Annotated in this window: 21 protein-coding genes and 1 tRNA gene; 7 read left to right on the top strand and 15 right to left on the bottom strand. The window is 69.3% G+C overall.

Annotation, left to right across the window (positions count from 1 at the left end; translation table 11 throughout):
- Positions 1-73 precede the first annotated feature (73 nt).
- Genes HHL11_RS08980 through HHL11_RS08965 form a run of 4 tightly spaced genes read right to left on the bottom strand, consistent with a single transcriptional unit; the run spans position 74 to position 3,291 of the window.
- Complete coding sequence (locus tag HHL11_RS08980; RefSeq protein ID WP_169418058.1) at positions 74-847, bottom strand: SDR family NAD(P)-dependent oxidoreductase; 774 nt, start codon at positions 845-847, stop codon at positions 74-76.
- Positions 844-2,367, bottom strand: a complete 1,524-nt coding sequence (locus HHL11_RS08975) for a class I adenylate-forming enzyme family protein (RefSeq protein ID WP_169418057.1) — start codon at positions 2,365-2,367, stop codon at positions 844-846. The genes HHL11_RS08980 and HHL11_RS08975 overlap by 4 nt, the downstream gene beginning before the upstream one ends.
- A gap of 4 nt (positions 2,368-2,371) precedes the next feature.
- Positions 2,372-2,833, bottom strand: a complete 462-nt coding sequence (locus HHL11_RS08970; protein WP_169418056.1) for a MaoC family dehydratase — start codon at positions 2,831-2,833, stop codon at positions 2,372-2,374.
- On the bottom strand, positions 2,830-3,291 hold the full coding sequence (locus HHL11_RS08965) for a MaoC family dehydratase (RefSeq protein WP_169418055.1): 462 nt from the start codon (positions 3,289-3,291) through the stop codon (positions 2,830-2,832). Before HHL11_RS08965 ends, HHL11_RS08970 begins: the two co-directional genes overlap by 4 nt.
- A gap of 170 nt (positions 3,292-3,461) precedes the next feature.
- Here HHL11_RS08965 and HHL11_RS08960 point away from each other — a divergent pair, with 170 nt between their 5' ends.
- Positions 3,462-4,442 (top strand): Bug family tripartite tricarboxylate transporter substrate binding protein, encoded by a 981-nt coding sequence (locus tag HHL11_RS08960; RefSeq protein WP_169418054.1) that lies wholly within the window; start codon positions 3,462-3,464, stop codon positions 4,440-4,442.
- The gene (locus HHL11_RS08955; RefSeq protein WP_169418053.1) at positions 4,442-5,869 is read left to right on the top strand and encodes an aldehyde dehydrogenase family protein; all 1,428 of its coding nucleotides are present in this window, start codon (positions 4,442-4,444) and stop codon (positions 5,867-5,869) included. Before HHL11_RS08960 ends, HHL11_RS08955 begins: the two co-directional genes overlap by 1 nt.
- Here the strand turns inward: HHL11_RS08955 and HHL11_RS08950 are convergent.
- On the bottom strand, positions 5,866-6,498 hold the full coding sequence (locus tag HHL11_RS08950; RefSeq protein WP_169418052.1) for an FABP family protein: 633 nt from the start codon (positions 6,496-6,498) through the stop codon (positions 5,866-5,868). The two genes, HHL11_RS08955 and HHL11_RS08950, sit on opposite strands and share 4 nt — an antisense overlap.
- Positions 6,499-6,535: 37 nt before the next feature.
- Positions 6,536-6,913: a Rap1a family protein gene (locus HHL11_RS08945; RefSeq protein WP_169418051.1), complete on the bottom strand. Its 378-nt coding sequence runs from the start codon at positions 6,911-6,913 to the stop codon at positions 6,536-6,538.
- A gap of 277 nt (positions 6,914-7,190) precedes the next feature.
- On the opposite strand from HHL11_RS08945, the gene HHL11_RS08940 reads away from it, so the two are divergent.
- Genes HHL11_RS08940 through HHL11_RS08930 form a run of 3 tightly spaced genes read left to right on the top strand, consistent with a single transcriptional unit; the run spans position 7,191 to position 10,152 of the window.
- Complete coding sequence (locus HHL11_RS08940) at positions 7,191-8,186, top strand: Bug family tripartite tricarboxylate transporter substrate binding protein (RefSeq protein WP_169418050.1); 996 nt, start codon at positions 7,191-7,193, stop codon at positions 8,184-8,186.
- 26 nt (positions 8,187-8,212) lie between these two features.
- Positions 8,213-9,034 (top strand): metal-dependent hydrolase, encoded by an 822-nt coding sequence (locus tag HHL11_RS08935; protein WP_169418049.1) that lies wholly within the window; start codon positions 8,213-8,215, stop codon positions 9,032-9,034.
- Positions 9,034-10,152 (top strand): ABC transporter substrate-binding protein, encoded by a 1,119-nt coding sequence (locus HHL11_RS08930; protein WP_169418048.1) that lies wholly within the window; start codon positions 9,034-9,036, stop codon positions 10,150-10,152. Before HHL11_RS08935 ends, HHL11_RS08930 begins: the two co-directional genes overlap by 1 nt.
- Before the next feature lie 108 nt (positions 10,153-10,260).
- Here the strand turns inward: HHL11_RS08930 and HHL11_RS08925 are convergent.
- The 5 genes from HHL11_RS08925 to HHL11_RS08905 form a co-directional block, all read right to left on the bottom strand.
- Positions 10,261-10,351 (bottom strand) — tRNA-Ser (locus HHL11_RS08925).
- A gap of 65 nt (positions 10,352-10,416) precedes the next feature.
- Positions 10,417-11,733 (bottom strand): serine--tRNA ligase, encoded by a 1,317-nt coding sequence (gene serS, locus HHL11_RS08920; RefSeq protein ID WP_169418047.1) that lies wholly within the window; start codon positions 11,731-11,733, stop codon positions 10,417-10,419.
- A 45-nt stretch (positions 11,734-11,778) separates the two neighbouring features.
- Positions 11,779-12,723, bottom strand: a complete 945-nt coding sequence (locus tag HHL11_RS08915; protein ID WP_169418046.1) for a threonine/serine dehydratase — start codon at positions 12,721-12,723, stop codon at positions 11,779-11,781.
- 23 nt (positions 12,724-12,746) lie between these two features.
- The gene (gene ispH / locus HHL11_RS08910) at positions 12,747-13,700 is read right to left on the bottom strand and encodes a 4-hydroxy-3-methylbut-2-enyl diphosphate reductase (RefSeq protein WP_169418045.1); all 954 of its coding nucleotides are present in this window, start codon (positions 13,698-13,700) and stop codon (positions 12,747-12,749) included.
- The gene (locus tag HHL11_RS08905; RefSeq protein ID WP_169418044.1) at positions 13,700-14,176 is read right to left on the bottom strand and encodes an FKBP-type peptidyl-prolyl cis-trans isomerase; all 477 of its coding nucleotides are present in this window, start codon (positions 14,174-14,176) and stop codon (positions 13,700-13,702) included. The genes ispH and HHL11_RS08905 overlap by 1 nt, the downstream gene beginning before the upstream one ends.
- Before the next feature lie 56 nt (positions 14,177-14,232).
- Here HHL11_RS08905 and radC point away from each other — a divergent pair, with 56 nt between their 5' ends.
- Together radC and HHL11_RS08895 are read left to right on the top strand one after the other, a co-directional pair.
- A complete protein-coding gene (radC, locus tag HHL11_RS08900; protein ID WP_169418043.1) occupies positions 14,233-14,910 on the top strand; it encodes a RadC family protein in 678 nt (225 codons plus the stop codon).
- Between the two features lie 29 nt (positions 14,911-14,939).
- A complete protein-coding gene (locus HHL11_RS08895) occupies positions 14,940-15,545 on the top strand; it encodes a Smr/MutS family protein (RefSeq protein WP_169419967.1) in 606 nt (201 codons plus the stop codon).
- A 173-nt stretch (positions 15,546-15,718) separates the two neighbouring features.
- Here HHL11_RS08895 and HHL11_RS08890 read toward each other — a convergent pair whose 3' ends face one another.
- Genes HHL11_RS08890 through HHL11_RS08875 form a run of 4 tightly spaced genes read right to left on the bottom strand, consistent with a single transcriptional unit; the run spans position 15,719 to position 21,036 of the window.
- Positions 15,719-16,123 carry a group II truncated hemoglobin gene (locus HHL11_RS08890; RefSeq protein WP_169418042.1) on the bottom strand — a complete coding sequence of 135 codons (405 nt, stop codon included), beginning with the start codon at positions 16,121-16,123 and terminating at the stop codon, positions 15,719-15,721.
- A 21-nt stretch (positions 16,124-16,144) separates the two neighbouring features.
- Positions 16,145-18,667 (bottom strand): ABC transporter permease, encoded by a 2,523-nt coding sequence (locus HHL11_RS08885; RefSeq protein WP_169418041.1) that lies wholly within the window; start codon positions 18,665-18,667, stop codon positions 16,145-16,147.
- A gap of 44 nt (positions 18,668-18,711) precedes the next feature.
- Entirely contained in the window at positions 18,712-20,139 is a 1,428-nt protein-coding gene (locus HHL11_RS08880; RefSeq protein ID WP_169418040.1) for a C13 family peptidase, read from the bottom strand.
- 42 nt (positions 20,140-20,181) lie between these two features.
- Positions 20,182-21,036: a formate dehydrogenase accessory sulfurtransferase FdhD gene (locus tag HHL11_RS08875; protein WP_169418039.1), complete on the bottom strand. Its 855-nt coding sequence runs from the start codon at positions 21,034-21,036 to the stop codon at positions 20,182-20,184.
- Positions 21,037-21,070 lie beyond the last annotated feature (34 nt).

The following is a 21,070-nucleotide window of genomic DNA, read 5'->3' as shown; positions in this document are numbered from 1 at the left end:
GCATGCTAGCCACGCGCATCGAGGGGAACAATTGGCGTTAGCCCGCTTTCCGTGGCACGGAATCGGGCGGCGATCAACCGAGGAGGAAACCGGCCTCCAGGTCGATCAGCTGGCCGGTCTGCTTGGTGGCCTCGGCCGCCAGCCAGTACGCCGTGCGTGCCACGTCTTCCGGCTGCACCACCGCCTGCAGCAAGGCGCGGCCTTCGTAGCGCTTGCGGCGCTCCTGGAACACGGCTTCGCCCAGGCCCTTGCGCAGCCACTGGCCATCCACCATGCCGGGCAGGATGGCGTTGACGCGCACCGCGGGCGCCAGCGCGCGCGCCAGCGACAGGGTCAGCGTGTTCGCCGCGCCCTTGGACGCCGAATACGCGATCGAAGAACCCGTGCCCTGCCGGCCGCCGATCGACGAGATGTTGACGATGCCAGGCGTGGGGCGCCCCTTCATCAGCGGCGCCACCGCGCGGGCCATCTGGAAGATCCCGATCACGTTGACGCGGTAGATGGCCGCGAAGTCCTCGGCGTCCAGCGCCTCCAGGTCCTTGAGGTCGGCGAACTTGGTGGTGATGCCGGCGCTGTTCACCAGCGCATCGGCGTGGCCCCAGTGCGCCTGCACCTGCTGCGCCAGCGCGCGGCACTGCGCATCGTCGCCGACGTCCGCCCGCACCACCAGCGCTTCGGCGCCGGCTTCGCGGCATTGCGCCGCGACCTTTTCCGCGCCTTCGCGCTGGCTCGCGTAGTTGACGACGACGTTCCAGCCGCGCTGCGCGAACAGCAGCGCGCTCGCCGCGCCGATGCCGGAGGAAGCGCCCGTGACGATGCACACGGGCCGGTCCGATGTCTTGCTCATGGTGTCTCCTTGTGCTGCCAGTACGGCGAGCGCAATTCCTTCTTCGACAGCTTGCCCAGCGCGGAGCGAGGCAGTTCGGCGCGCAGTTCCACGCCCGCCAGCCGCTGCGTCTTGCCAACCTGTGCATTGACCCAGTCGCGCAGGGTGGCGGCATCGAGGCTCGCGCCCTGCCGCGGCACGACCAGCGCGAGCGGGGTCTCGCCCCATTGCGAGCTCGGCACGCCGATCACCGCGGCTTCCTGCACGTCCGCATGCCGCGCCAGCACGGCCTCCAGGTCGGCGGCGTAGATGTTGTGGCCGCCGGAGATGATCACGTCCTTGATGCGATCGAGCAGCGTGAGGAAGCCGGCTGCGTCGAAACGGCCGATGTCGCCGCTGCGGTGGCAGATGCGCCCCTCCTCGTCGCGCCAGCGGATCTGCTCCGTCGCTTCGGGCCGCCCGTGGTAGCCCGCCATCATGAAAGGCGAGCGGCCCACCACCTCGCCGGTGGCGCCCGCCGCGTCCGCTGGCAAGCGGCGTCCCGCTTCGTCGATGAGGAAGACCTCGCCGCCGTGTCCCGGCTGGCCCACGGTCGCCAGCTTGTCGGGGTGCTGCCGCGCGTCGAGGAAGCAGGAGACGCCGCCTTCGGTGAGCCCGTACACCTCGAGGAAGCGCCCGGGCCAGCGTTGCAGGATGGCGTGTTTCAGCGCCAGGTCCATCGGTGCGCCGGTGGACTGGCTCAGCTCCAGCGCGGAGAGGTCGCTGCCATCGAAAGCCGGATGCGCCAGGATGCGCTGGTACTGCACCGGCACCAGCATCGTGTGGGTGGCGCGCTGCGCCTGCGCCAGCGCGAGGAAGCGGCCGGCGTCGAACTTGCGCATGAAGATGCAGGTGCCGCCGGCCGCCAGCGTGCCCAGCATCGGCACGATCGTGGTGTTGGAGTACATCGGCGTCGACAGCAGCGTGCGCGCCTGCGGCGGGAAAAAGCCCTTGCGCGCCGCCTGCCGCTGCCGCATGCCGTGCAGGTGCACGATGCCCTTGGGCAGGCCGGTGGTGCCGGAACTGTAGATGATGTTGAACGGGTCGCCAGGCTCTGCGCGCGGCAAGGCTGTTTCATCGCCGCCCTCCCCGCGCCAGCGCGCATACCCCGGGCCGAAGGGAATGACCTGCAAGGCGAAGCCGGCATCGATGTCAGGGTCGGCAAACAGCAGCTTCGCGCCGGAGTCGGCCAGCAGTGCCTGCAAGGTCTCGGCGCTCGCGGACACCGGCAGCGGCACGGCGCAGGCCCGCGCCGCGACGATGCCGAAGAAGCATTCCACGTAGTCCAGCGATGGCGCGCCGAGCAGCGCCACACGGTCGCCGGGCGCGATGCCGGCGCGCACGAGCGCTCGCGCCACAGCGCTGATGCGGGCATGGAAGCTGCGCCAGTCCAGCACGGCGTCCTCCACCCGGATCGCGATCGCGTCGGGGTGCGCCTGGGCATGCGCCGCGATGATGTCCTGCAAGGGCACGAAGCCCGCTTCTTCTTCGGTGAGAGTCATCGCGCTAGCGGTCGAAAATCTGCAGCAGGGTTTCGGCCACCAGCGCGGGCCGCTCCTGGCCCTCCATCTCGATGGTCGATTCGAAGGTGATGCGCGTGGCGTCCTCCAGCCGCAAGCATTCCTTGACCGACTGGCGCAAGCGCACGCGCGAACCCACGGGCACGGGCGCGGTGAAGCGCACTCGGTTGCAGCCGTAGTTGAGGCCCTTGCCGCGCTGCCTGATCGTGTAAATGCCGCGCTGCAGGAAAGGGATGAGCGACAGCACGAGGAAGCCGTGGACGATGGTCTTGCCCTGCGGCATCTCGCGCGCAGCGCGCTCCACGTCGACGTGGATCCAGTGGTCGTCGCCGGTCAGGTCGGCGAAGGCGTCGATCTTGCGCTGGTCGAGGCAGACCCAGTCGCTCGCGCCGAGCGGCTGGCCGATGCGGGCCGCGAGATCGGAAGCATGTTCCAGCACCAGGCTCATGCGGCCTCCATGCGCTCGCGCGCCGGCACGCGGCCCGCGCTGATGAAGGTCATCACGACGGTGCCGTCCTGCTTGCTCACCGTCACCTGCGTGCGCACGATGCCATGCATGGGATGCGATGCGGAGCGGCGCAGCCCAGCCACTTCGCGCTTCACAGTGAGGATGTCGCCGGCGCGCACCGGGGCGCGCCAGCGCAGTTCGTCGATGCCCAGGCCGACCATCGGCGTCTTGCCGTAGCCGCCGCCCTGCACGAAGACGCGCATGGAGAGTGCGGCGATGTGCCAGCCGCTGGCGACCAGGCCGCCGAAGGGGCCCGACGCCGCCAGTTCGGCATCGGTGTGCATAGGTTGCGGATCGAAGTCGCGGCCGAAGGCCACGATCTCTTCCGCCGTGATGGGCGTGGGAGCGCTGGTCCAGGTTTCGCCCAGCTGGAAATCTTCGAAGAAGCGAGCTGACATGTTCTCGGTGCGTTTGGTGAGGCGTGCAGGATGCCGCAGCCCCGCCCACAGGCGAAGCGGATTGTTCGCGCATTCCGTGCCACGGAACGACGGAAATGACGTGTTGTCTAGTCCAGCCCAGCTGGGGAAACTGCGCGCACCGAAGACAAGCAGATCCAAGGAGACAAAGGATGAGACTCGCCCCGTTCGCCCGTGCGTTCGCCGCCACCGCGGCCGCGCTGCTGGCCTTGCAAGGAGGCGCCCACGCGCAGGACAACTGGCCGAACAAGCCGGTGCACATCATCGCGTCCTTCGCGCCCGGCGGCAGCTCGGACCTGGTCGCTCGCCAGCTCGCGCAGCACCTGAGCACGCACTACGGGCAACAGTTCATCGTGGAGAACCGCGCCGGAGCCGGCGGCAACATCGGCGTCAGCTTCGTCGCCAAGGCCGCGCCGGACGGCTACACGCTGGGGCTGGCGACCTCGGGCCCGCTCGCCAACAACAAGTGGCTCTACAAGCCGATGCCTTTCGATGCCGCGAAGGACTTGACGCCGGTGGCGCTGGTCGGCGAGATCCCGCTGGTGATCGCCGCCAACCCGCAGGTGAAGGCCGCGAGCCTCAAGGAGTTCGTTGCCCTCGGCAAGTCCAAGGGCAAGGACCTGACGATCTCCAACCCGGGCAGCGGCACCATCGGCCACCTCGCGGCCGAATACCTGCGCATCAACACCGGCGCGTCCTTGCGCTCGATCCCGTACAAGGGCGACGCGCCCGCGATGACGGACGCGATCGGCGGCCTGGTGCAGGCCGTCTCCGCGCCGGTGACGGCGCTGGTGCCCAACATCCAGGCCGACAAGCTGAAGGCACTGGCCGTCACGTCGAGCGTGCGCTTCCCCGGCCTGCCCGACGTGCCGACGGCGCGCGAGCAAGGCATCGACCTCGTCGCCACCGTGTGGAACGCCATGATCGGGCCGGCCGGCCTGCCCAAGCCCATCGTCGATTCGCTGAACAAGGAAATCAACCGCTACACCAGCTCCGCCGAAGGCAAGGCCCAGCTCGCCGCGCTGGGCGTCATCCCGCTCTCCGCCACGCCCGCGCAGCTGAGCGAGAAGATGGCCGCGGAGTCGGCCAAGTGGAAACGCGTGGTGGACGCCGCCAAGATCACGCTCGACTGATGATGCAGGCCCTGCAGTTCTACATCGACGGTGCATGGGTAGCTCCCGCGGTGCCTGCCACGCTGGGCGTGGTCAATCCCGCGACGGAAGAGACTTTCGCGCAGATCAGCCTCGGCTCGCGGCAGGACGTGGACCGCGCGGTGCAGGCGGCGCGGCGCGCCTTCGACGCCTATGCCGGCACGAGCGTGGGGCTGCGCATCGCGTGGCTGCAGGCGATCATCGACGGCTTTCGTGCACGCCTGCCGGAACTCGCGCGCGCGATGAGCCTGGAGATGGGCGCCCCCATCACTTTCGCGACCGAGCGCCAGGCGACCGTGGCGCTGTTCCACTTCGAGGAAGCCGTGCGCGTGCTGAAGGACTATGCCTTCGAGACGCGCATGGGAGCCGGCGTCGTGCGCCGCGAGCCGATCGGCGTATGCGGCCTGATCACGCCCTGGAACTGGCCCTTGAACCAGGTGGCGTCGAAGGTGGCGCCGGCGCTGGCCACCGGCTGCACCGTGGTGCTGAAGCCCAGCGAGCTCGCGCCGCTCAGCGCGATGCTGTTCGCCGACATCGTGCACGACGCGGGGCTGCCGGCCGGCGTGTTCAACCTCGTCAACGGCGACGGGCCGACGGTGGGCGAGGCGATCGCCGCGCATCCCGGCATCGACATGGTGTCCTTCACCGGCTCGACGACGGCGGGCGTGCGCGTTGCGAAACTCGCCGCGGACAGCGTCAAGCGCGTGGCGCAGGAACTGGGCGGCAAGTCCGCCAACATCATCCTGCACGACGCCGACCTGCACGCCGCGGTGACGCAAGGCGTCCACGCCTGCTACACCAACGCCGGCCAGAACTGCCAGTCACCCACGCGCATGCTGGTGCCGCGCGCACGGCGCGAGGAGGCGTTCGCGGCTGCACGCGACGCCGTCGAATCCATCCGGCTCGGCGAGCCGCTCGATCCCGCCACCACCATGGGGCCGCTGGTGAGCCAGGCGCAGTTCGAGAAAGTGCAGCACCTGATCCGCTCGGGCATCGAGGAAGGCGCGACGCTGGTCGCCGGCGGCCTGGGGCGGCCGCCGAGACTCGGACGCGGCTACTACGTCCGGCCCACCGTGTTCGGCGACGTGCTGCCGGCCATGCGCATCGCGCGCGAGGAGATCTTCGGGCCCGTGCTGTCCATCCTCAGCTACGACAGCGAGGACGAGGCCGTGGCCATCGCCAACGACACGCCTTTCGGGCTCGCGGGCTTCGTGCAATCGCGCGATGTGCGCCGGGCCCGCGGCATCGCCAACCGCCTGCGCGCCGGGCGCGTGTACCTCAATGGCGCGCCCTTCGACCGCAGCCTGCCCTTCGGCGGCTACAAGCAGTCCGGCAACGGGCGCGAGTTCGGCGTGTTCGGCTTCGAGGAGTACCTGGAAGTGAAGGCGATCCTCGGCGGCGACGACTAGGCCTGCGCCAGCGGGTTCAGCGAAGGTTCGCCGACCTTCGTGAGCGTGTTGCGGTCCGTGTGGTGGAAGGGCTCGGCCTGGCCCTGGATCTGCAGCACGGTGTCCTGCTCATAGGACCAGGTGCCGTCCGCGTTGAATCTCACGGCGATGCGCCACTCCAGCGTCGTGAAAGCGTGCTCCAGGAAGGGATTGGACACGATGCCGTTCTCGAGGCTGCCGCGCGCCGCGCGCAGCTCGAAGCGGTCCGCATCGGCCGTGGCCTGGCCGCTGGCCATCGCGACCTGTCCGCGCGGCAGCGCCAGCGTGTGCAGCACCATGCCGGTTGCCGGCTCCCACAGCCAGTAGCCGACCTGGTCGTGGTACATCTTCGTCAGGCCCGGCTTGTGGATGAACGTGTGGTAGCGCAGGCCATAGAGCAACTGCGGCCCGTTCGTCTGCGGGTCGATGGGCTGCAGCTCGTAATGCTCGATGTACGCCTGCTTGCGCGGGCCATCGGCCTTGGGCTTCACGTCCAGCCCACGCTCGCCGCGCCAGAGGCCTGCCATCCGGCGCAAGGGGCCGAGGTTGGCCAGAGTGTTGCCGTCCTGGTCGGCGGGCTCGGTGTAGATGTCTTCGGGGAAGCGGGACATGGGCGCGACGATAGCATCGGTCGCCGCCCGCCGCCCCTCACCTGCAGGGATAGCTGTCCATCAACGCCTTCAGCAGCACGACCGATGCGGCCGTGCTGTCGAACCGGGCGTTGTCCAGCGCGTTGGCGCCGCGCAGCTCCATCATGATCAGCTTCTTGGTCGTGTCGGCGTCGAGCACGAAGCCGCCCGGGACGCAATACAGCCTCTTGCCGCCCGCGCGATCCGCCATCGTGTTGATGGACTGGACGCCGTCGGCGAGGCCGGTCAGGTACATCTCGAAGATCGTCGCGCTCTGGCTGCCGTGCGCGGCGAAGCGGCCTTCCTTGAACTGCGCGACGCTCATGGTCGCATGTGCGGCACCCGCGGCGACCAGCATGCCGGCCGCGAGGGCCAGGTACTTTCCTCTTCGGATCATGATTCCGCTATGCCTTTTTCAGTACCCTCCTCAGGGCGGGCCGAGTTTAGCGGAATGTAGTTCCTAGGCGCTACCCGAACGCGAAGCCGAAAACTTAGGACGTAGCTTGCCCTCCGTGATAACCAGGCGTTATCGCGCCACCGATCCAGACATCTTCCCGAGAAGCAGGCTCATCCGCAGAATGCGCCCGCGCGTAGAGCGCCCGGTTGCACGACCCGCGCCCGCGCCCCCGCGTGCCGCTGCGCTCGTGCGGCGAGATCAACGCAGACAGAACCCCATGATCCACAACTCCAAGCTGCGCGCCACGCGCCGCCAGGCGCTGCTGCTCGGCGCCTCGGCCCTCGCCCTTCCCTCCTTCGCGGAGACCTGGCCCGCGCATCCGCTGCGCATGATCGTTCCCTTCACGCCGGGCGGTTCGGCCGACGTGCTCGGGCGTGCGGTGGGCGATGCGCTGTCCCGCGCGCTGGGACAGCCCGTCGTCATCGACAACGTGCCAGGCGCCGGTGGCTCCCTGGGCGCGGAAAAGGCGGCGCGCTCGCCCGCGGACGGTTACACGCTGTTCATGGGCCATGTCGGCACGCTGGCGGTGAACCCGGCGCTGTATCCCAAGCTCGGTTACGACCCGCAGCGCAGCTTCCTGCCGGTGGCCTGGGTCGCGCGCGTGCCCAACGTGCTGGTGGTGCATCCGTCGGTGCCCGCCAAGAGCCTGAAGGAACTCGTCGCGCTCGCGAAGGCGCAGCCGGGACGGCTCGCCTACGGCTCGGGCGGCAACGGCAGCGCCGCGCACATGACCATGGAGTACTTCAAGCTGCAGACCGGCACGTCCTTGCTGCACATCCCGTACAAGGGAACCGCCCCCTCGGTGCAGGACCTGCTGGGCGGCCAGTTGCAGGTGCTGTTCACGGGCGTGCCGGCCTTGCTGCCGCAGATCCGGGCCGGCAAGATGCGCGCGCTGGCAGTCTCCAGCCCGAAGCGGCTCGCGGTGCTGCCCGATGTGCCCACCGTTGCCGAAAGCGGCGTGCCGGGCACGCAGGGCTTCGAGGCCGACCAGTGGTACGGGCTGGTGGCCCCGGCCGGTACGCCGCCGGAGATCGTGGCGCGCCTGAACCAGGAGGTGAACAAGGCGCTGGCGCTGGCAGACGTGCGCACGCGCCTGGCCGCCGAGGGCGCGGAGCCCACGCCCGCGACGCCGCAAGCCTTCGGGCAGCTGATCGCGCGCGAGATCCCGCGCTGGGACAAGGTGGCCAAGGCCGCCCACATCCACCTGGATTGACGGACAACGAGGAGAAGAGAGAGACCATGAAGCGAAACTTCCTGCGCCTGCTGCTGGCCACCGTGCTGGCCGTGAGTACGCAAGCCTGGGCGCAAGCGCCGTCCGGCAAGACCGAGGTGATGTGGCTGGGCCAGTCCGCCTTCCGCATCACGACGCCCGGCGGCAAGGTGATCGTCACCGATCCCTGGCTGCGGCCCAACCCGCTGACGCCGCCGCAGTACAAGGACCTGGCCGCGCTGGGCAAGGTCGACGTCCTGCTCGTCACGCATGGCCACGCCGACCACTTCGCCGACGCGCCCGACCTGGCGAAGATGAACAACATCCCGATGTACGCGCCCGGCGACATGAACCAGGTGGTCGGCCTGCTGGGCATCCTGCCGGCGAACCAGGTGCCGCGCTTCAACAAGAGCGGCACCGTGACGCCCGTGCCGGGCATCCATGTCACCGCCGTGCACGCGGACCACTCCTCCATCCTCGTCTGGAAGAACCCGGCCAGCGGCAAGGACGAGGCGCACTACGCCGGCGAGCCGGTGGGCTACATCATCGAGCTGGAAAACGGCTTCCGCATCTGGCACATGGGCGATACCGGCCTGTTCAGCGACATGCGCTTCATCGCCGAGTACTACCATCCGGACCTCGTGCTGATGCCGATCGGTGGGCACTTCACGATGGGGCCGGCTGAGGCCGCCTACGCCACGCGCGAATGGATCAAGGCGAAAGCCGTGATCCCCATGCACTATGGCGCCAATCCGCTGGGCCGCGGCACGCCGGAGGAGTTCCAGCGTGCGCTCGGCGACACGGCCACGCGCGTGCTGCCGCTGAAGCCGGGCGAAAAAGCCGTCTTCTGATGTTCACGCTTCCGTCCCGTTTCCTCGCAGGGCTCGCCATGGCCTGCGCCGCAGGCTCCCTGCAGGCCAGCCTCCTGATCGGCCAGACGACCGGGGTCACCGGTCCGATCGCCGCTTCCGCCAGGGAATCCGCTGCCGGCGCCAAGCTGTACTTCGACGCCATCAACGCGAAGGGCGGCATCCACGGCGAAAAGATCGAGCTCGTGGTCCTCGACGACAAGTTCGACCCGAAGCTGTCACGCGCCAACGCCGAAAGCCTGATCCAGGAGAAGAACGTGCTGGCGCTGTTCATGAACCGGGGCACGCCGCACACCGAAGCGATCCTGCCGGTGATGATGCAGAACGGCGTGCCGCTGGTCGCGCCGGCTTCCGGCGCCATGCTGCTGCGCGCGCCGGTGAATCCGCTGATCTTCAACGTGCGCGCCAGCCACCAGCACGAGGCGGAGAAGGCGATCTCCCACCTGAAGACGGTGGGCGTCACCAAGATCACCGTGGTCTACGTGGACGACTCGTTCGGCAGCGACATCATGGAAGGCGTGCGCCGCGGCTTCGAGCGGGAGAAGCTCGAGCCCGTAGCCATCATCAAGGCCGACAGCCGGACCCAACCGGACCTGAAGGCAATGGTGGACGGCATCGTCAAGTCGAACCCGCAGACCGTGCTGTGGGTGGCTGCGGCCGGCGTCGTGTCGGAAGGCGTGAAGGCGCTGCGCGCCGCCGGCTCCACCGCGCAGGTCGTCACGCTGTCCAACAACGCATCCGCGGGCTTCGTGAACCAGCTGGGCGACAAGGCGCGCGGCGTGATCGTGAGCCAGGTCTTCCCGTCGGAACGCAACATCGGCTACCCGGTGGTGCGCGAGGCGCAGGAACTCGCCAAGGCCGCGGGCCAGACCGACCTGTCGCCGATCTTCCTGGAAGGCTTCTGCGGCGCGAAGGTGCTGGTGGAGGCGCTGCGGCGCGCCGGGCCCAAGCCCACGCGCCAGTCGCTGGTGGCCGCGTTGAACGGCATGAAGCACTACGACTTCGGCGGCCTCGAGGTGAACTACGCGGCGGACAACCACAGCGGCATGGACTTCGTGGAGCTCTCGATCATCGGGGCCGACGGGAAGTTCAAGCGCTGAGGGAAAGGATCCCGGCAGCCGCAAATGGCAGCTTTGCCAGACGCGGTTTGCAGCGCCCCAAGGCGAAGGGCCTGAGCTACGGTTTTCGTAGCATCAGGCCCTTAAGGCTGGCGGAGCAGGTGGGATTCGAACCCACGGTACGGTATAACCGTACACCGGATTTCGAGTCCGGCGCATTCGACCACTCTGCCACCGCTCCTGATTCGGTTATCGCGTGGTGCGAAGCCCCCTATTGTAGCGGAGATCTGGAACCTGGATCCCGGCTCAAGGCCGGGATGACAAGGTTTCGACGCCGCCCAGGTACGGCCGCAGCGCCTCCGGCACCGTGATCGAACCATCGGCGTTCTGGTAGTTCTCCAGCACCGCCACCAGCGTGCGGCCCACGGCCAGGCCGGAACCGTTGAGCGTGTGCACCAGCTCGTTCTTGCCGGCCGCGTTCTTGAAGCGCGCCTGCAGCCGGCGGGCCTGGAAGGCTTCGCAGTTGGAGACCGAGCTGATCTCGCGGTAGGTGTCCTGCCCCGGCAGCCAGACTTCCAGGTCGTAGGTCTTGGCGGCGCCGAAGCCCATGTCGCCGGTGCACAGCAGCATCACGCGGTAAGGCAGCTTCAGCTTCTGCAGGATGGCCTCGGCATGGCCGGCCATCTGCTCCAGCGCCTCGTAGCTCTTCTCCGGGTGCACCACCTGCACCATCTCGACCTTCTCGAACTGGTGCTGGCGGATCATGCCGCGCGTGTCGCGGCCGGCGCTGCCCGCTTCCGAGCGGAAGCACAGCGTGTGGCCGGTCAGGCGCAGGGGCAGCGCCGCCTCGGGCACGAGCTCGTCGCGCACGAAGTTGGTCAGCGTCACCTCGCTGGTGGGGATGAGGTACAGCGCCTGCTGTTCCTCGGACGCCAGGCCTTCCTGGCCACCCTTGCTGACGGCGAACAGATCGCCCTCGAACTTGGGCAGCTGGCCCGTGCCGCGCAAGGTGGCCTCGTTGACGATCACCGGCGTGTTGCACTCGGTGTAGCCATGCTCGTTCACCTGCACGTCCAGCATGAACTGGGCAAGCGCACGGTGCAGCCGGGCGATCTGGCCCTTCATCACCGTAAAGCGGGCGCCGCTCAGCTTGACGCCCATCTCGAAGTCCAGGCCCAGCGGCACGCCCAGGTCCACATGGTCCTTGACGGTGAAGTCGAATTGGCGCGGCGTGCCCCATTTGCGGACTTCGACGTTTCCGTGCTCGTCCGAACCGACCGGCACGCTTTCGTGCGGCAGGTTGGGCACGGCCAGCAGCAGGGCCTGCATCTCGGGCTGGATCTGCTCCAGCCGGGCGGCGGACTGCTCCAGCTCGGTCTTGAGCTGGGCCACCTCGGCCATCACGGCGTCTGCGGATTCGCCCTTGGACTTGAGCTGGCCGATCTGCTTGGATAAAGCGTTGCGCTTGGCCTGCAGCTCCTCGGTGCGGGTCTGGATGGTCTTGCGCTCGGACTCCAGCCGCTGGAACGCTCCCACGTCCAGGAAGGCTTGCGGCGACTTGCGGGCCTCCAGCCGTGCCACCACGGACTGCAGGTCTTTTCTCAGGAGGTTGACATCGAGCATGAAGGCATTTTAGTTGCCGCCCTACTTGCCCAACGACGTCGAGCTTCAGGCGAGCGTCGCCGGGTCCAGGTTCGCGCCGCAGATCACGAGGCAACAGACCTCGTCGGTTTGCGGCACGTAGACACCCGATTGCAGCGCCGCCAGCCCCAGCGCCGCGGCCGGCTCCACGGCCAGCTTGAATTCCTTCCACAGCGCCAGCTGCGCCTGGCGGATGGCATGGTCGGTCACCAGCAGGGACTGCGGCACGAAGCGCTGCGAAATGTCCCAGGCGATCGCGCCGATGCGCTTGGCGCCCAGCGAATCGGCCGCGATGCCGCTCACGGCCACATCCACCGGCGCGCCGGCTGCGCGCGCGCGATACAGGGTCGGCGCGAGCTCGGGCTCCAGCGCGATCACCCGGCTGCGGTCCTCGAACCAGGCGGCGATGCCGGCGATGAGGCCGCCGCCGCCGACACTCACCAGCACGCTCGCCGGCGGCTCGCCGCCCTGCGCCTCGATATCCTGCGCCAGCGTGCCGGCACCGGCCACCACTTCGGGCTGGTCGTAGGCGTGGGTCAGCAAGGCGCCGGTCTCGCGCTGCCGCTGCAGGCAGGCTTCCAGCGCTTCGGCATAGACGGCGCCGGTGACGACCACGGACGCGCCCAGCTCGCGCAGCTTGGCCTGCTTGGCCGGGCTGCTGACGGTGGGCACGAACACTTCGCAGGGCACGCCCAGGGCTCGCGCGGCGGCGGCCGTGGCGATGCCGGCGTTGCCGCCGGAGGCGACGATGACGCCGCTGTCCGGGATGGGATGGGCAAGCAGGCGGTTGTACATGCCGCGCGCCTTGAAGCTGCCGCCGGCCTGCAGGTGCTCGAGCTTCAGCCAGATTTCCTGGCATTCGACGCCGAAGGCGGCACCGGGCAGCTTCCACAGGGGCGTCTGGCGGATGAAGGCGCGGCCGTCGGTGGCGAAGCGGTCGGCGGCGGCCTGGATGTCGGTTCGGGTGGCCATGGGCGGCATTGTGCCGCCCCCCGTCACAGCGGGCTGAAGTCCGTCTTCAGGCCCTTGGGCAGCGGGAACTTCACCGTCTCCTGGATGCCGTCCATCTTGCGGATGGAAACCGCGCCCAGCGCCTTCACGCGCTCGATCACTTCCTGCACCAGGATCTCGGGCGCGGAGGCACCGGCCGTGACGCCCACGCGCTGCCGGCCTTCCAGCCAGTCCGCCTGCAGCTCCGACGGGCTGTCCACCATGTAGGCCGGCACGCCCAGCTTGCGCGCGAGCTCGGCCAGGCGGTTGCTGTTGGAGCTGGTCGGGCTGCCGACCACGATCACCACGTCCACCACGCGCGACAGCAGTTTCACCGCATCCTGGCGGTTCTGCGTGGCGTAGCAGATGTCCTGCTGCTTGGGCTCGCGGATCTTGGGGAAGCGGGCGCGCACGGCGGCCGTGATCTCGGCCGCGTCGTCCACCGACAGCGTGGTCTGCGTGACGACGGCGAGCTTCTCGGTCTGCGAAGGCTGCACGCCGGCGACGTCGGCCACGTCCTCCACCAGGTGGATGCCGTGATCGAGCTGGCCCATGGTGCCTTCCACCTCGGGATGCCCCTTGTGCCCGATCATGACGAATTCGTAGCCTTCCTTCGCCAGCTTGGCCACCTCGACGTGCACCTTGGTGACCAGCGGGCAGGTGGCGTCGAAGATGCGGAAGCCGCGCTGCTCCGCTTCGCGCTCCACCGCCTTGCTGACGCCGTGGGCCGAGAACACCAGCGTGGCGCCGGGCGGCACCTCGGCCAGGTCCTCGATGAAGATCGCGCCCTTGGACTTGAGGTCGTTCACCACGAAGGTGTTGTGCACGATCTCGTGGCGCACGTAGATGGGCCGGCCGAACTTGGCCAGCGCCCGCTCCACGATGTCGATCGCACGGTCGACGCCGGCGCAGAAGCCGCGCGGCTCGGCCAGCAGGATTTCTTCCGGTCCGTGCGCCATCACAGCACTCCGATCACATGCACCTCGAAGGTCACCGGCTGGCCGGCCAAGGGGTGGTTGAAGTCGAACAGCACGGCGTCCGGGCGGCCGTCGCCGTCCCTGTCGTCGCCCAGCTGCTGCACGGCGCCGGCGTACTGGCCCATGCCGTCTGGCGTGGGGAACTGCACGACGTCGCCCACGTGGTAGGTCTCGTCCGGATCCCCCATCTGCACGAGGAGCTTGCGCGCGACCCACTGCACCATGTCGGGGTTGCGTTCGCCGAACGCCTCGCCCGCCGGGATGTCGAAATGCGCTCGCGTGCCTTCTTCCAGCCCCAGCAGCCGCTGCTCCACGGCCGGCGACAGTTCGCCCGTGCCGAGCGTCAGCGTCGCCGGCTTGTCGTTGAAGGTGTTGATGATGTCGCCACCCGGACCGGCGAGCCGGTAGTGCAGCGTGAGGAAGGAGCCCGGTTGTACCCGGGGCGCGGAGGAGGCCATGGAAGTCCCGTCTATCAGCCCTCCATTGTAAAAAATGCGGCGAGGAAAACCCGGACATGGCATTGAAAGACCTCCCGGCCGATGCCCGGCCCCGTGAAAAGCTGCTGGCGCGGGGCCCTGGCGCCCTCAGCGACACCGAACTGCTGGCCCTGCTGCTGCGCACCGGCACGGCCGGGCGCGGGGTGTTCGAAATGGCCGGCGAGGTGCTGGCCCGCTTCGACGGCCTGGCCGGCCTGCTGCACGCCGACGGCGCCCAGCTGCGGCTGGTCAAGGGCCTGGGCGGCACCGCCAAGCGGGCCGAATTGATGGCGGTGCTGGAACTCGCCCGGCGCGCCGTCGCCGAGCAGTTGAAGGCCCGCGAGGTGTTCGGCTCGCCCGAGGCCGTGAAAAATTACCTGCAGCTGCACCTGGCCCGCAAGCCGCATGAAGTCTTTGCGGCCCTGTTCCTGGACGCCCAGAACCGGCTGATCGCCATGGAGGAACTCTTCCGCGGCACGCTGACACAGACCAGTGTGTACCCGCGCGAAGTCGTCCTGAAGTCGCTGCAGCACCACGCGGCGGCGCTGGTGCTCGCGCACAATCACCCCAGTGGCACCGTGCAGCCCTCGCGCGCCGACGAAGCGCTGACGCAGACGCTGAAGGCCGCGCTGGCGCTGGTGGACGTGCGGGTGCTGGACCACGTGATCGTGGCGCCGGGCCATGCCTTGTCGATGGCGGAGAAGGGGCTGTTGTGAAATCGAAGTCGTTGCAGGACCTGGAGACCATGCGCAAGCATCTGGCGGAGCAGGAGCGGCTCGCGAAGGAGCAGGCCGCCGCCCGCGCGCTCGCCCAGAAACGCCTGGACGCGGAGCAGAACCTGTTCCAGCGCGCGGCCGGCGCCGTGCAGAGGCTGGCGCCGCACGGCAGGGTCCATCACCTCCCGGAGCCGCCCGCGCCCATCCCGGCCCAGCGCCAGCTCGATGATGCGCGGGTGATGCAGGAGTCGATCAGCGACGAATTCGACGCGTCCACGCTGCTGGAGGTGGACGAGGCCATGAGCTTCCGCCGTCCCGGCATCGGCATCGACGTGGCGCGCAAGCTGCGCCGCGGCCACTGGAGCATCCAGGGCGAAATCGACCTGCACGGCCTGCGCACCGACGACGCCCGCGAGGCCATGGCGGGCTTCCTGCGCGAATCCGTCCGCTCTGGCCTGCGTTGCGTGCGCGTGGTGCACGGGAAAGGCCTGGGCTCACCCGGGAAGACACCGGTGCTGAAAGGCAAGGTGCATGGGTGGCTGGTGCAGAAGAACGAGGTGCTGGCGTTCGTGCAGGCGCGGGGCGACGAGGGTGGCGCGGGGGCCGTGGTGGTGCTCTTGAAGCCGGGCGCTTGACCGCGGTCCGTGGGTCCGTGGTCCGTGGTCCGTGGTCCGTGGTCCGTGGTCCGTGGTCCGTGGTCCGTGGTCCGTGGTCCGTAGGGTGCGCAGCTTTGCTGCGCACCACGTGAGGCCGACCGATCATTCGGTGCGCAGCGGAGCTGCGCACCCTACATCGACCGGGGATTCCATCACCCGTGCGTATTCCGCATCCAGTCCGCGGTCTGGAAGAACGAGTCACGCAATCGCGAGCGTAGTGTCTCATCCACACCCACGTCGCCCATCGCCTGGTCCATGCACGCCAGCCACTGGTCGCGCTCCTTGATGCCGATCTTGAAAGGCATGTGGCGCGCGCGCAGGCGCGGATGGCCGAAGCGCTCCACGTAGTGCTGCGGCCCGCCCAGCCAGCCGCAGAGGAACCAGAACAGGTTCTGCCGCGCCCGCTCCAGCTCGGTGCCGTGGGCGGCGCGCAGCGCGGTGTAACCGGGCTCCAGGTCCATCAGGTCATAGAAGCGCTCGACCAGCGCCTGCACCTTCTCTTCGCCGCCGATCCACTCGAAAGGGGTCTCGTACGGCGGCTTTTCTTGACTCTCCATGCCTGAATTGTCCCAGAGGACCTATTCGGCAGCCTTCCGCAAGGTCTCCACCACCGGCCGGGTCAGTACTTCACGCAGGCCCCACCACCCCGCCGCCAGCGCCAGCAGCGCACCGGCGACCGCGCCCACCAAGGGAACCAGCGGCGACGCCGTCCACGTGAAATCGAAGGCATAGCGCGCCAGCGCCCAGCCCACGATGGCCGCCACCACGCTGGCCAGGAAGCCCGCCAGCAGGCCGACACCGGCCAGCTCCGCGCGTTGCACCTGCCTCAGCAGCGCGCCGCGCGCGCCCACCGCGCGCATGATCGCGAACTCGCGCGCTCGCTCCTCCCGCGTGGCCGTCACCGCCGCGAACAGCACCACCACGCCCGCGGCCAGCGTGAAGCCGAACAGGAATTCCACCGCCCGGATCACCTTGTCCAGGACGCCCTGGATCTGGTTGATGGTCGCCGTCATGTCGACGTCCGTGATGTTCGGGAAGGCGCGCACCAGTTCGTTGTCGAAACCGCGCCGCTCCGGCGCCTTGAACGCGCCCATGTAGGTGACGGGCATGTCCGGCATGCGGCTCACCGGGTACATCACGAAGAAGTTGGCCCGCATCGAAGCCCAGTCCACCTTGCGGATCGAAGTGACCTTCGCCTCGTTCTGCATGCCGCCCACGTCGAAGCGCAGCATGTCACCCAGCTTCAGGCCCAGCGTGTTGGCGATGCCCTCTTCCACGCTGACGGCGCCGGCTTCCTCCGGCTGCCAGCGCCCGGCCACCAGCTGGTTGTGGCCCGGCAATTGCGCCGCGTTGGACAGGTTGAACTCGCGGTCCACCAGCCGCTTCGCGCGGTCCTCGGTGAAATCGTCCGGGCCGATGTTGCGCCCGTTCACCGCCACCAGCCGGCCGCGGAACATCGGGTACCAGTCGAACTTCTGCACGCCCGCCTTCTTCAGCATCGCGAGGAAGGCCTCGTTCTGCTCCGGCAGCACGTTGATGACGAAGCGGTTCGGCGCGTCCACCGGCGTGGCCTGGCGCCAGCTCGCGATGAGGTCGGTGCGCAGCAGCACCAGCAACACCAGCGCCAGCAGTCCCACCGCCAGCGCGCTGGTCTGCACCACCGCGTAGACCGGGCGGGCGCCGATCTGGCGCGTGGCCAGCACCAGCCAGCGCGGCGCGGTCTGCTCGTTCACCAGCCGCCGCAGCAGCTTGACCGCGACGAAACTCAGGCCGGCGAACACCAGCACCGCGCCGGCAAAGCCACCCACCGCGATGGCGCCCAGCTTGATGTCGCTGCTGGCGGCCAGCAGCAGCGCGGCAAAGCCCGCTACGCCGATGCCCAGCACCAGCAGCGAAGCTGGCTTGAGGCTGCCGACATCGCGCCGGATCACGCGCAGCGGCGGCACCTGCGCCAGCTGCAGCACCGGCGGCAGCCCGAAGGCGAACAGCAGGGTCAGGCCCATGCCGATGCCGAAGCCCACCGGCCACAGGCCCGGCGGCGGCAGCGTCGCCTGCACCAGCCCGCCCACCAGCGCGACGAACACGAAGTGCACCAGGAAGCCCACCAGCACGCCGGCGCCGCTGGCCACCAGGCCCACCAGCGCGAACTCGAAGGCATAGCTCCAGGCGATGCTGCGCTGGCTTTCGCCCAGCACGCGCAGCATCGCGCAGTCATCGAGGTGCCTGGTCGCGAAGCCGCGCGCGGCCAGCGCCACCGCCACCGCGCTCAGGAGCGCGGCCAGCAGAGCCACCAGGTTCAGGAATTTCTGCGCCCGGTCCAGCGTCTGCTTCATCTCGGGGCGGCCGCTTTCCATCGACTCGACGCGCACGCCGCGCACGTCGGACTTCTTCACCTCGGCGTCGGCCCAGGCGGAGAACTGCGCCACCTGGGCGTCCGGCCCGGCGACGGCGAAGCGGTAGCCCACGCGGCTGGCGGGCTGCACCAGGTGCGTGGCGTCGAGATCGTCGACGTTGATCATCACGCGCGGGGCGAAATTGAGGAAGCCGGTACCGCGGTCCGGCTCCACCACCAGCACGCGGGCGATGCGCAGCTGCGCGTCCCCGAGCAGCATGGGGTCGCCCACTTTCAGGCCCAGCGCTTCCAGCAGCGCCGGGTCGGCCCAGGCTTCGCCACGGGCCGGCACGTCGCGCGTGGGCTGGGCCGCGCCGCCGTCCTGGGTGGCCGTCTGCAATTGGCCACGCAAGGGGTAGCCGGGTGGCACGGCCTTCAGCGCCACCAGCCGGCTGGCGCCCCCGAGAGCGTCGGGCGCGCGGCCCATCGAGGGGAACACCAGCGTCGTGACGCCTTGCAGCCCCAGCGCCTTGGCACGATCGTGGAAAGCCTGCGGCGTGGGCGCGTCGCTCACCACCACCACGTCGCCTCCCAGCAGCTGGCGGGCGTCGCGGACCAGGCCGCCCTGCAGGCGGTCGGCGAAGAAGCCGACGGCGGTGAGCGCGGCGACGGCGAGGGTCACGGCCACCATCAGCAGCCGGAGCTCGCCGGCGCGCAGGTCGCGCCACAGCGTGCGCCAGCCGAGGGACCAGGCGGATCGGGGAATCATGGTCCCGGACCTTAACCGAATTCCCTCAGGCGAAGATGAGGGCGTCAGGGCTTCGGCGGCAACGCATCCAGGCGCTGCGCCAGCTCCCGCAGCACCGGCTTGATCTTCTCGCCCACGCTGATCTGCGGGTTGGAGAAGCCATCCGTCTTGCCCGCTTCGTCCTCGCGCTGCTTGATCACCGGCACCGCCGCCGCAAACGCTTGCTCGAACGAGTGGGTGCGGCGCAGTTGCTCGTCGAACACGGCGCGGCCGAAGAAGGTGAGGTCCGACAGCCGCCCGCAGCCGTAGGAGGTGTGGTCGGCATCGGCCGCCGTCATCACCAGCGTCGTGTCGCCCGCCAGCGGCCCCACCCAGCCGCCGGAGTAGCAGGCCGAGACGAAGATCACGCGGTTGCGGATGCCGGCGTTGTCCAGCGCGAGGCGCAGCTCGCCGGGGCTGATGGTGTCCACGTCCAGCGGCGGGTTGGCCGCGGCCAGCTGGAAATCGGCGGCGCCATGCGAGGTAAGGTAGACCACCAGCACGTCGTGCTCGCGGTCCATGCGCTGCGCGATCGCCTCCACGCCACGCTGCAGGTTGCGCGGCGTAGCCCAGGGGAGGGTCTCAGCGGTGGTGGGGTGGTTCACCAGCAGCAGCACGCGGCCGGAGGCGTCGAAGCGCTGCTCCAGCACGCGCGTGACCAGCGCGCTTTCGCGCAGGAACACGTCCTCGCCGCCATCGGGCGCGAACACCAGGCCGTAGACGTCGACCCGGCCCGGGCGGTGCGGCGCCAGGCCGTCGACGGCGTTCTGCCACAGCGCCTGCTGCGTCTCGAACACTTCCTGGCTGAGGACCAGGCGCTGCTCCTCCTCCTGCGGTTCGTCGGACAGCCAGGGCCGGTCCGGGAACTCCCAGGCCGTCACGCCGAAGATCGCCACCAGCCCGAAGGCCAGCGCGAACAGGCGCCCCCGCGACAGGCCGAAGTGCCAGCCCAGGCGCAGCGCGACCGCGATCGTCCAGGCCCACAGCACGAAGTAGACGCCCCAGGCGAACAGCGCCGAGTCGTCCAGGTTGTCCGGCAGCCAGTCCTGCGCCTGCAGGATGCTCAGGGCCTGCGCGGCGACACCGGGCGGGATGGCCGCCATCAGCCACAGCGCGAACCAGGTGGCGACGCCGGACGGCCGATCGGCCGCCAGCGGATCGCGCGCCAGCAGCGCCCACATCAGCAGCGCCATCGCACCGATGCCCCACCACGAGGCGAGATAGCTATGCAGGTTGAAGTCGGCCGAACCGGCCACCTCCAGCCGGCCCAGCGCGATCTCCACCGCCGCGGCGATCAGCGCCAGCCAGAGCAGCTGCGCGGGCGCCGGCTCGCGGCCGGCCACGCGCGGGCGCAGGAACACGCCGGCGCGCAGGCCTTCCAGCACCCAGGCGTGCAGCGGCAGCGCCGGTGCGGCGGGCTGGGACTGGGAAGCGGAAACAGCGGCGTCGGACATGCGGGAATGATGCCACCCGCCGGGTGGCCCTTCCATCTGGTTTCAGGCAGTTGCGCGTGGTCGCGGGCCCGCCAGTTCGGGCTGCAGCAGCAAGCGGTCGCGGCCGGTGTAGCAAAGGAAGTGGCGGTTGGTCGCCCGGCCGATGGTGCAGAGCCCCAGCTTCTCGGCGATCTCGAAACCCATCTGCGTCATGCCGCTGCGCGACACGACGATGGCCACGCCCATCTGCGCCGACTTGATCACCATCTCGCTGGTCAGCCGGCCGGTCGTGTAGAACACCAGCGGCGCGTCCCCGGGCTGGGCGGGCGGGCTGTCGCCGTCGCGCAGCCACATCCAGCCGGCGATGGTGTCGATGGCGTTGTGGCGGCCCACGTCCTCGACGAACAGCTGCATCTCCTCGCCGGCGAACAGCGCGCAGCCGTGCACCGAGCCGGCCGACTTGTACGTGCTCTCCTGCAGCCGGATCGCGTTGACGATGCCGTACAGCTGCGCCTGCGTGATGCGCGCCGGCGGCAGCACCAAGGTGTCGAGTTCGTCCATCAGGCTGCCGAACACGCTGCCCTGGCCGCAGCCGGTGGTGACCACGCGGCTGGCGGTGCGCTCCTCGATGTCGGCGATGCCTTCGTGCGTGTAGACGGCGGCCGCGCCGACTTCCCAGTCGACCGTGACCGAGGCGATGGCGGCCAGTTCCTTCACCAGCCGCTGGTTGCGCAGGTAGCCGAGCACCAGCCATTCCGGATGCGCGCCCAGGGTCATGAGCGTCACCAGCTCGCGCTTGTCCACGTAGACGGTGAGGTCGCGCTCGGCCGGGATGGAGACGGTTTCGGCCTCGCCGTGCTCGTTGACGATCTCGACGCTGCGCGTCAGGGGCGCGGTGGCTTGCGTGAGGACAGGCATGCCCGAGTGTATGGCGCGCGCCGGGCGGGGCCGC

Origin of the sequence: Ramlibacter agri (assembly GCF_012927085.1) — a bacterium.
GTDB lineage: Bacteria > Pseudomonadota > Gammaproteobacteria > Burkholderiales > Burkholderiaceae_C > Ramlibacter > Ramlibacter agri.
The sequence above is the reverse complement of the archived record's forward strand: the minus strand, read 5'-3'. Positions and strand labels throughout refer to the sequence as shown.

What these genes read in the sequence shown, in the direction of transcription:
- HHL11_RS08940 (WP_169418050.1), top strand. Translation starts at nt 7,191, where the DNA reads ATGATCCACAACTCCAAGCTGCGCGCCACGCGCCGCCAGGCGCTGCTG.
- HHL11_RS08935 (WP_169418049.1), top strand. Translation starts at nt 8,213, where the DNA reads ATGAAGCGAAACTTCCTGCGCCTGCTGCTGGCCACCGTGCTGGCCGTG.
- HHL11_RS08890 (WP_169418042.1), bottom strand. Translation starts at nt 16,123, where the DNA reads ATGGAGAGTCAAGAAAAGCCGCCGTACGAGACCCCTTTCGAGTGGATC.
- HHL11_RS08905 (WP_169418044.1), bottom strand. Translation starts at nt 14,176, where the DNA reads ATGGCCTCCTCCGCGCCCCGGGTACAACCGGGCTCCTTCCTCACGCTG.
- HHL11_RS08880 (WP_169418040.1), bottom strand. Translation starts at nt 20,139, where the DNA reads ATGTCCGACGCCGCTGTTTCCGCTTCCCAGTCCCAGCCCGCCGCACCG.
- HHL11_RS08915 (WP_169418046.1), bottom strand. Translation starts at nt 12,723, where the DNA reads ATGGCCACCCGAACCGACATCCAGGCCGCCGCCGACCGCTTCGCCACC.
- HHL11_RS08930 (WP_169418048.1), top strand. Translation starts at nt 9,034, where the DNA reads ATGTTCACGCTTCCGTCCCGTTTCCTCGCAGGGCTCGCCATGGCCTGC.
- HHL11_RS08980 (WP_169418058.1), bottom strand. Translation starts at nt 847, where the DNA reads ATGAGCAAGACATCGGACCGGCCCGTGTGCATCGTCACGGGCGCTTCC.
- HHL11_RS08950 (WP_169418052.1), bottom strand. Translation starts at nt 6,498, where the DNA reads ATGTCCCGCTTCCCCGAAGACATCTACACCGAGCCCGCCGACCAGGAC.
- ispH (WP_169418045.1), bottom strand. Translation starts at nt 13,700, where the DNA reads ATGGCGCACGGACCGGAAGAAATCCTGCTGGCCGAGCCGCGCGGCTTC.
- radC (WP_169418043.1), top strand. Translation starts at nt 14,233, where the DNA reads ATGGCATTGAAAGACCTCCCGGCCGATGCCCGGCCCCGTGAAAAGCTG.
- HHL11_RS08955 (WP_169418053.1), top strand. Translation starts at nt 4,442, where the DNA reads ATGATGCAGGCCCTGCAGTTCTACATCGACGGTGCATGGGTAGCTCCC.
- HHL11_RS08885 (WP_169418041.1), bottom strand. Translation starts at nt 18,667, where the DNA reads ATGATTCCCCGATCCGCCTGGTCCCTCGGCTGGCGCACGCTGTGGCGC.
- HHL11_RS08970 (WP_169418056.1), bottom strand. Translation starts at nt 2,833, where the DNA reads ATGAGCCTGGTGCTGGAACATGCTTCCGATCTCGCGGCCCGCATCGGC.
- HHL11_RS08975 (WP_169418057.1), bottom strand. Translation starts at nt 2,367, where the DNA reads ATGACTCTCACCGAAGAAGAAGCGGGCTTCGTGCCCTTGCAGGACATC.
- HHL11_RS08945 (WP_169418051.1), bottom strand. Translation starts at nt 6,913, where the DNA reads ATGATCCGAAGAGGAAAGTACCTGGCCCTCGCGGCCGGCATGCTGGTC.
- HHL11_RS08895 (WP_169419967.1), top strand. Translation starts at nt 14,940, where the DNA reads ATGCGCAAGCATCTGGCGGAGCAGGAGCGGCTCGCGAAGGAGCAGGCC.
- HHL11_RS08875 (WP_169418039.1), bottom strand. Translation starts at nt 21,036, where the DNA reads ATGCCTGTCCTCACGCAAGCCACCGCGCCCCTGACGCGCAGCGTCGAG.
- serS (WP_169418047.1), bottom strand. Translation starts at nt 11,733, where the DNA reads ATGCTCGATGTCAACCTCCTGAGAAAAGACCTGCAGTCCGTGGTGGCA.
- HHL11_RS08960 (WP_169418054.1), top strand. Translation starts at nt 3,462, where the DNA reads ATGAGACTCGCCCCGTTCGCCCGTGCGTTCGCCGCCACCGCGGCCGCG.
- HHL11_RS08965 (WP_169418055.1), bottom strand. Translation starts at nt 3,291, where the DNA reads ATGTCAGCTCGCTTCTTCGAAGATTTCCAGCTGGGCGAAACCTGGACC.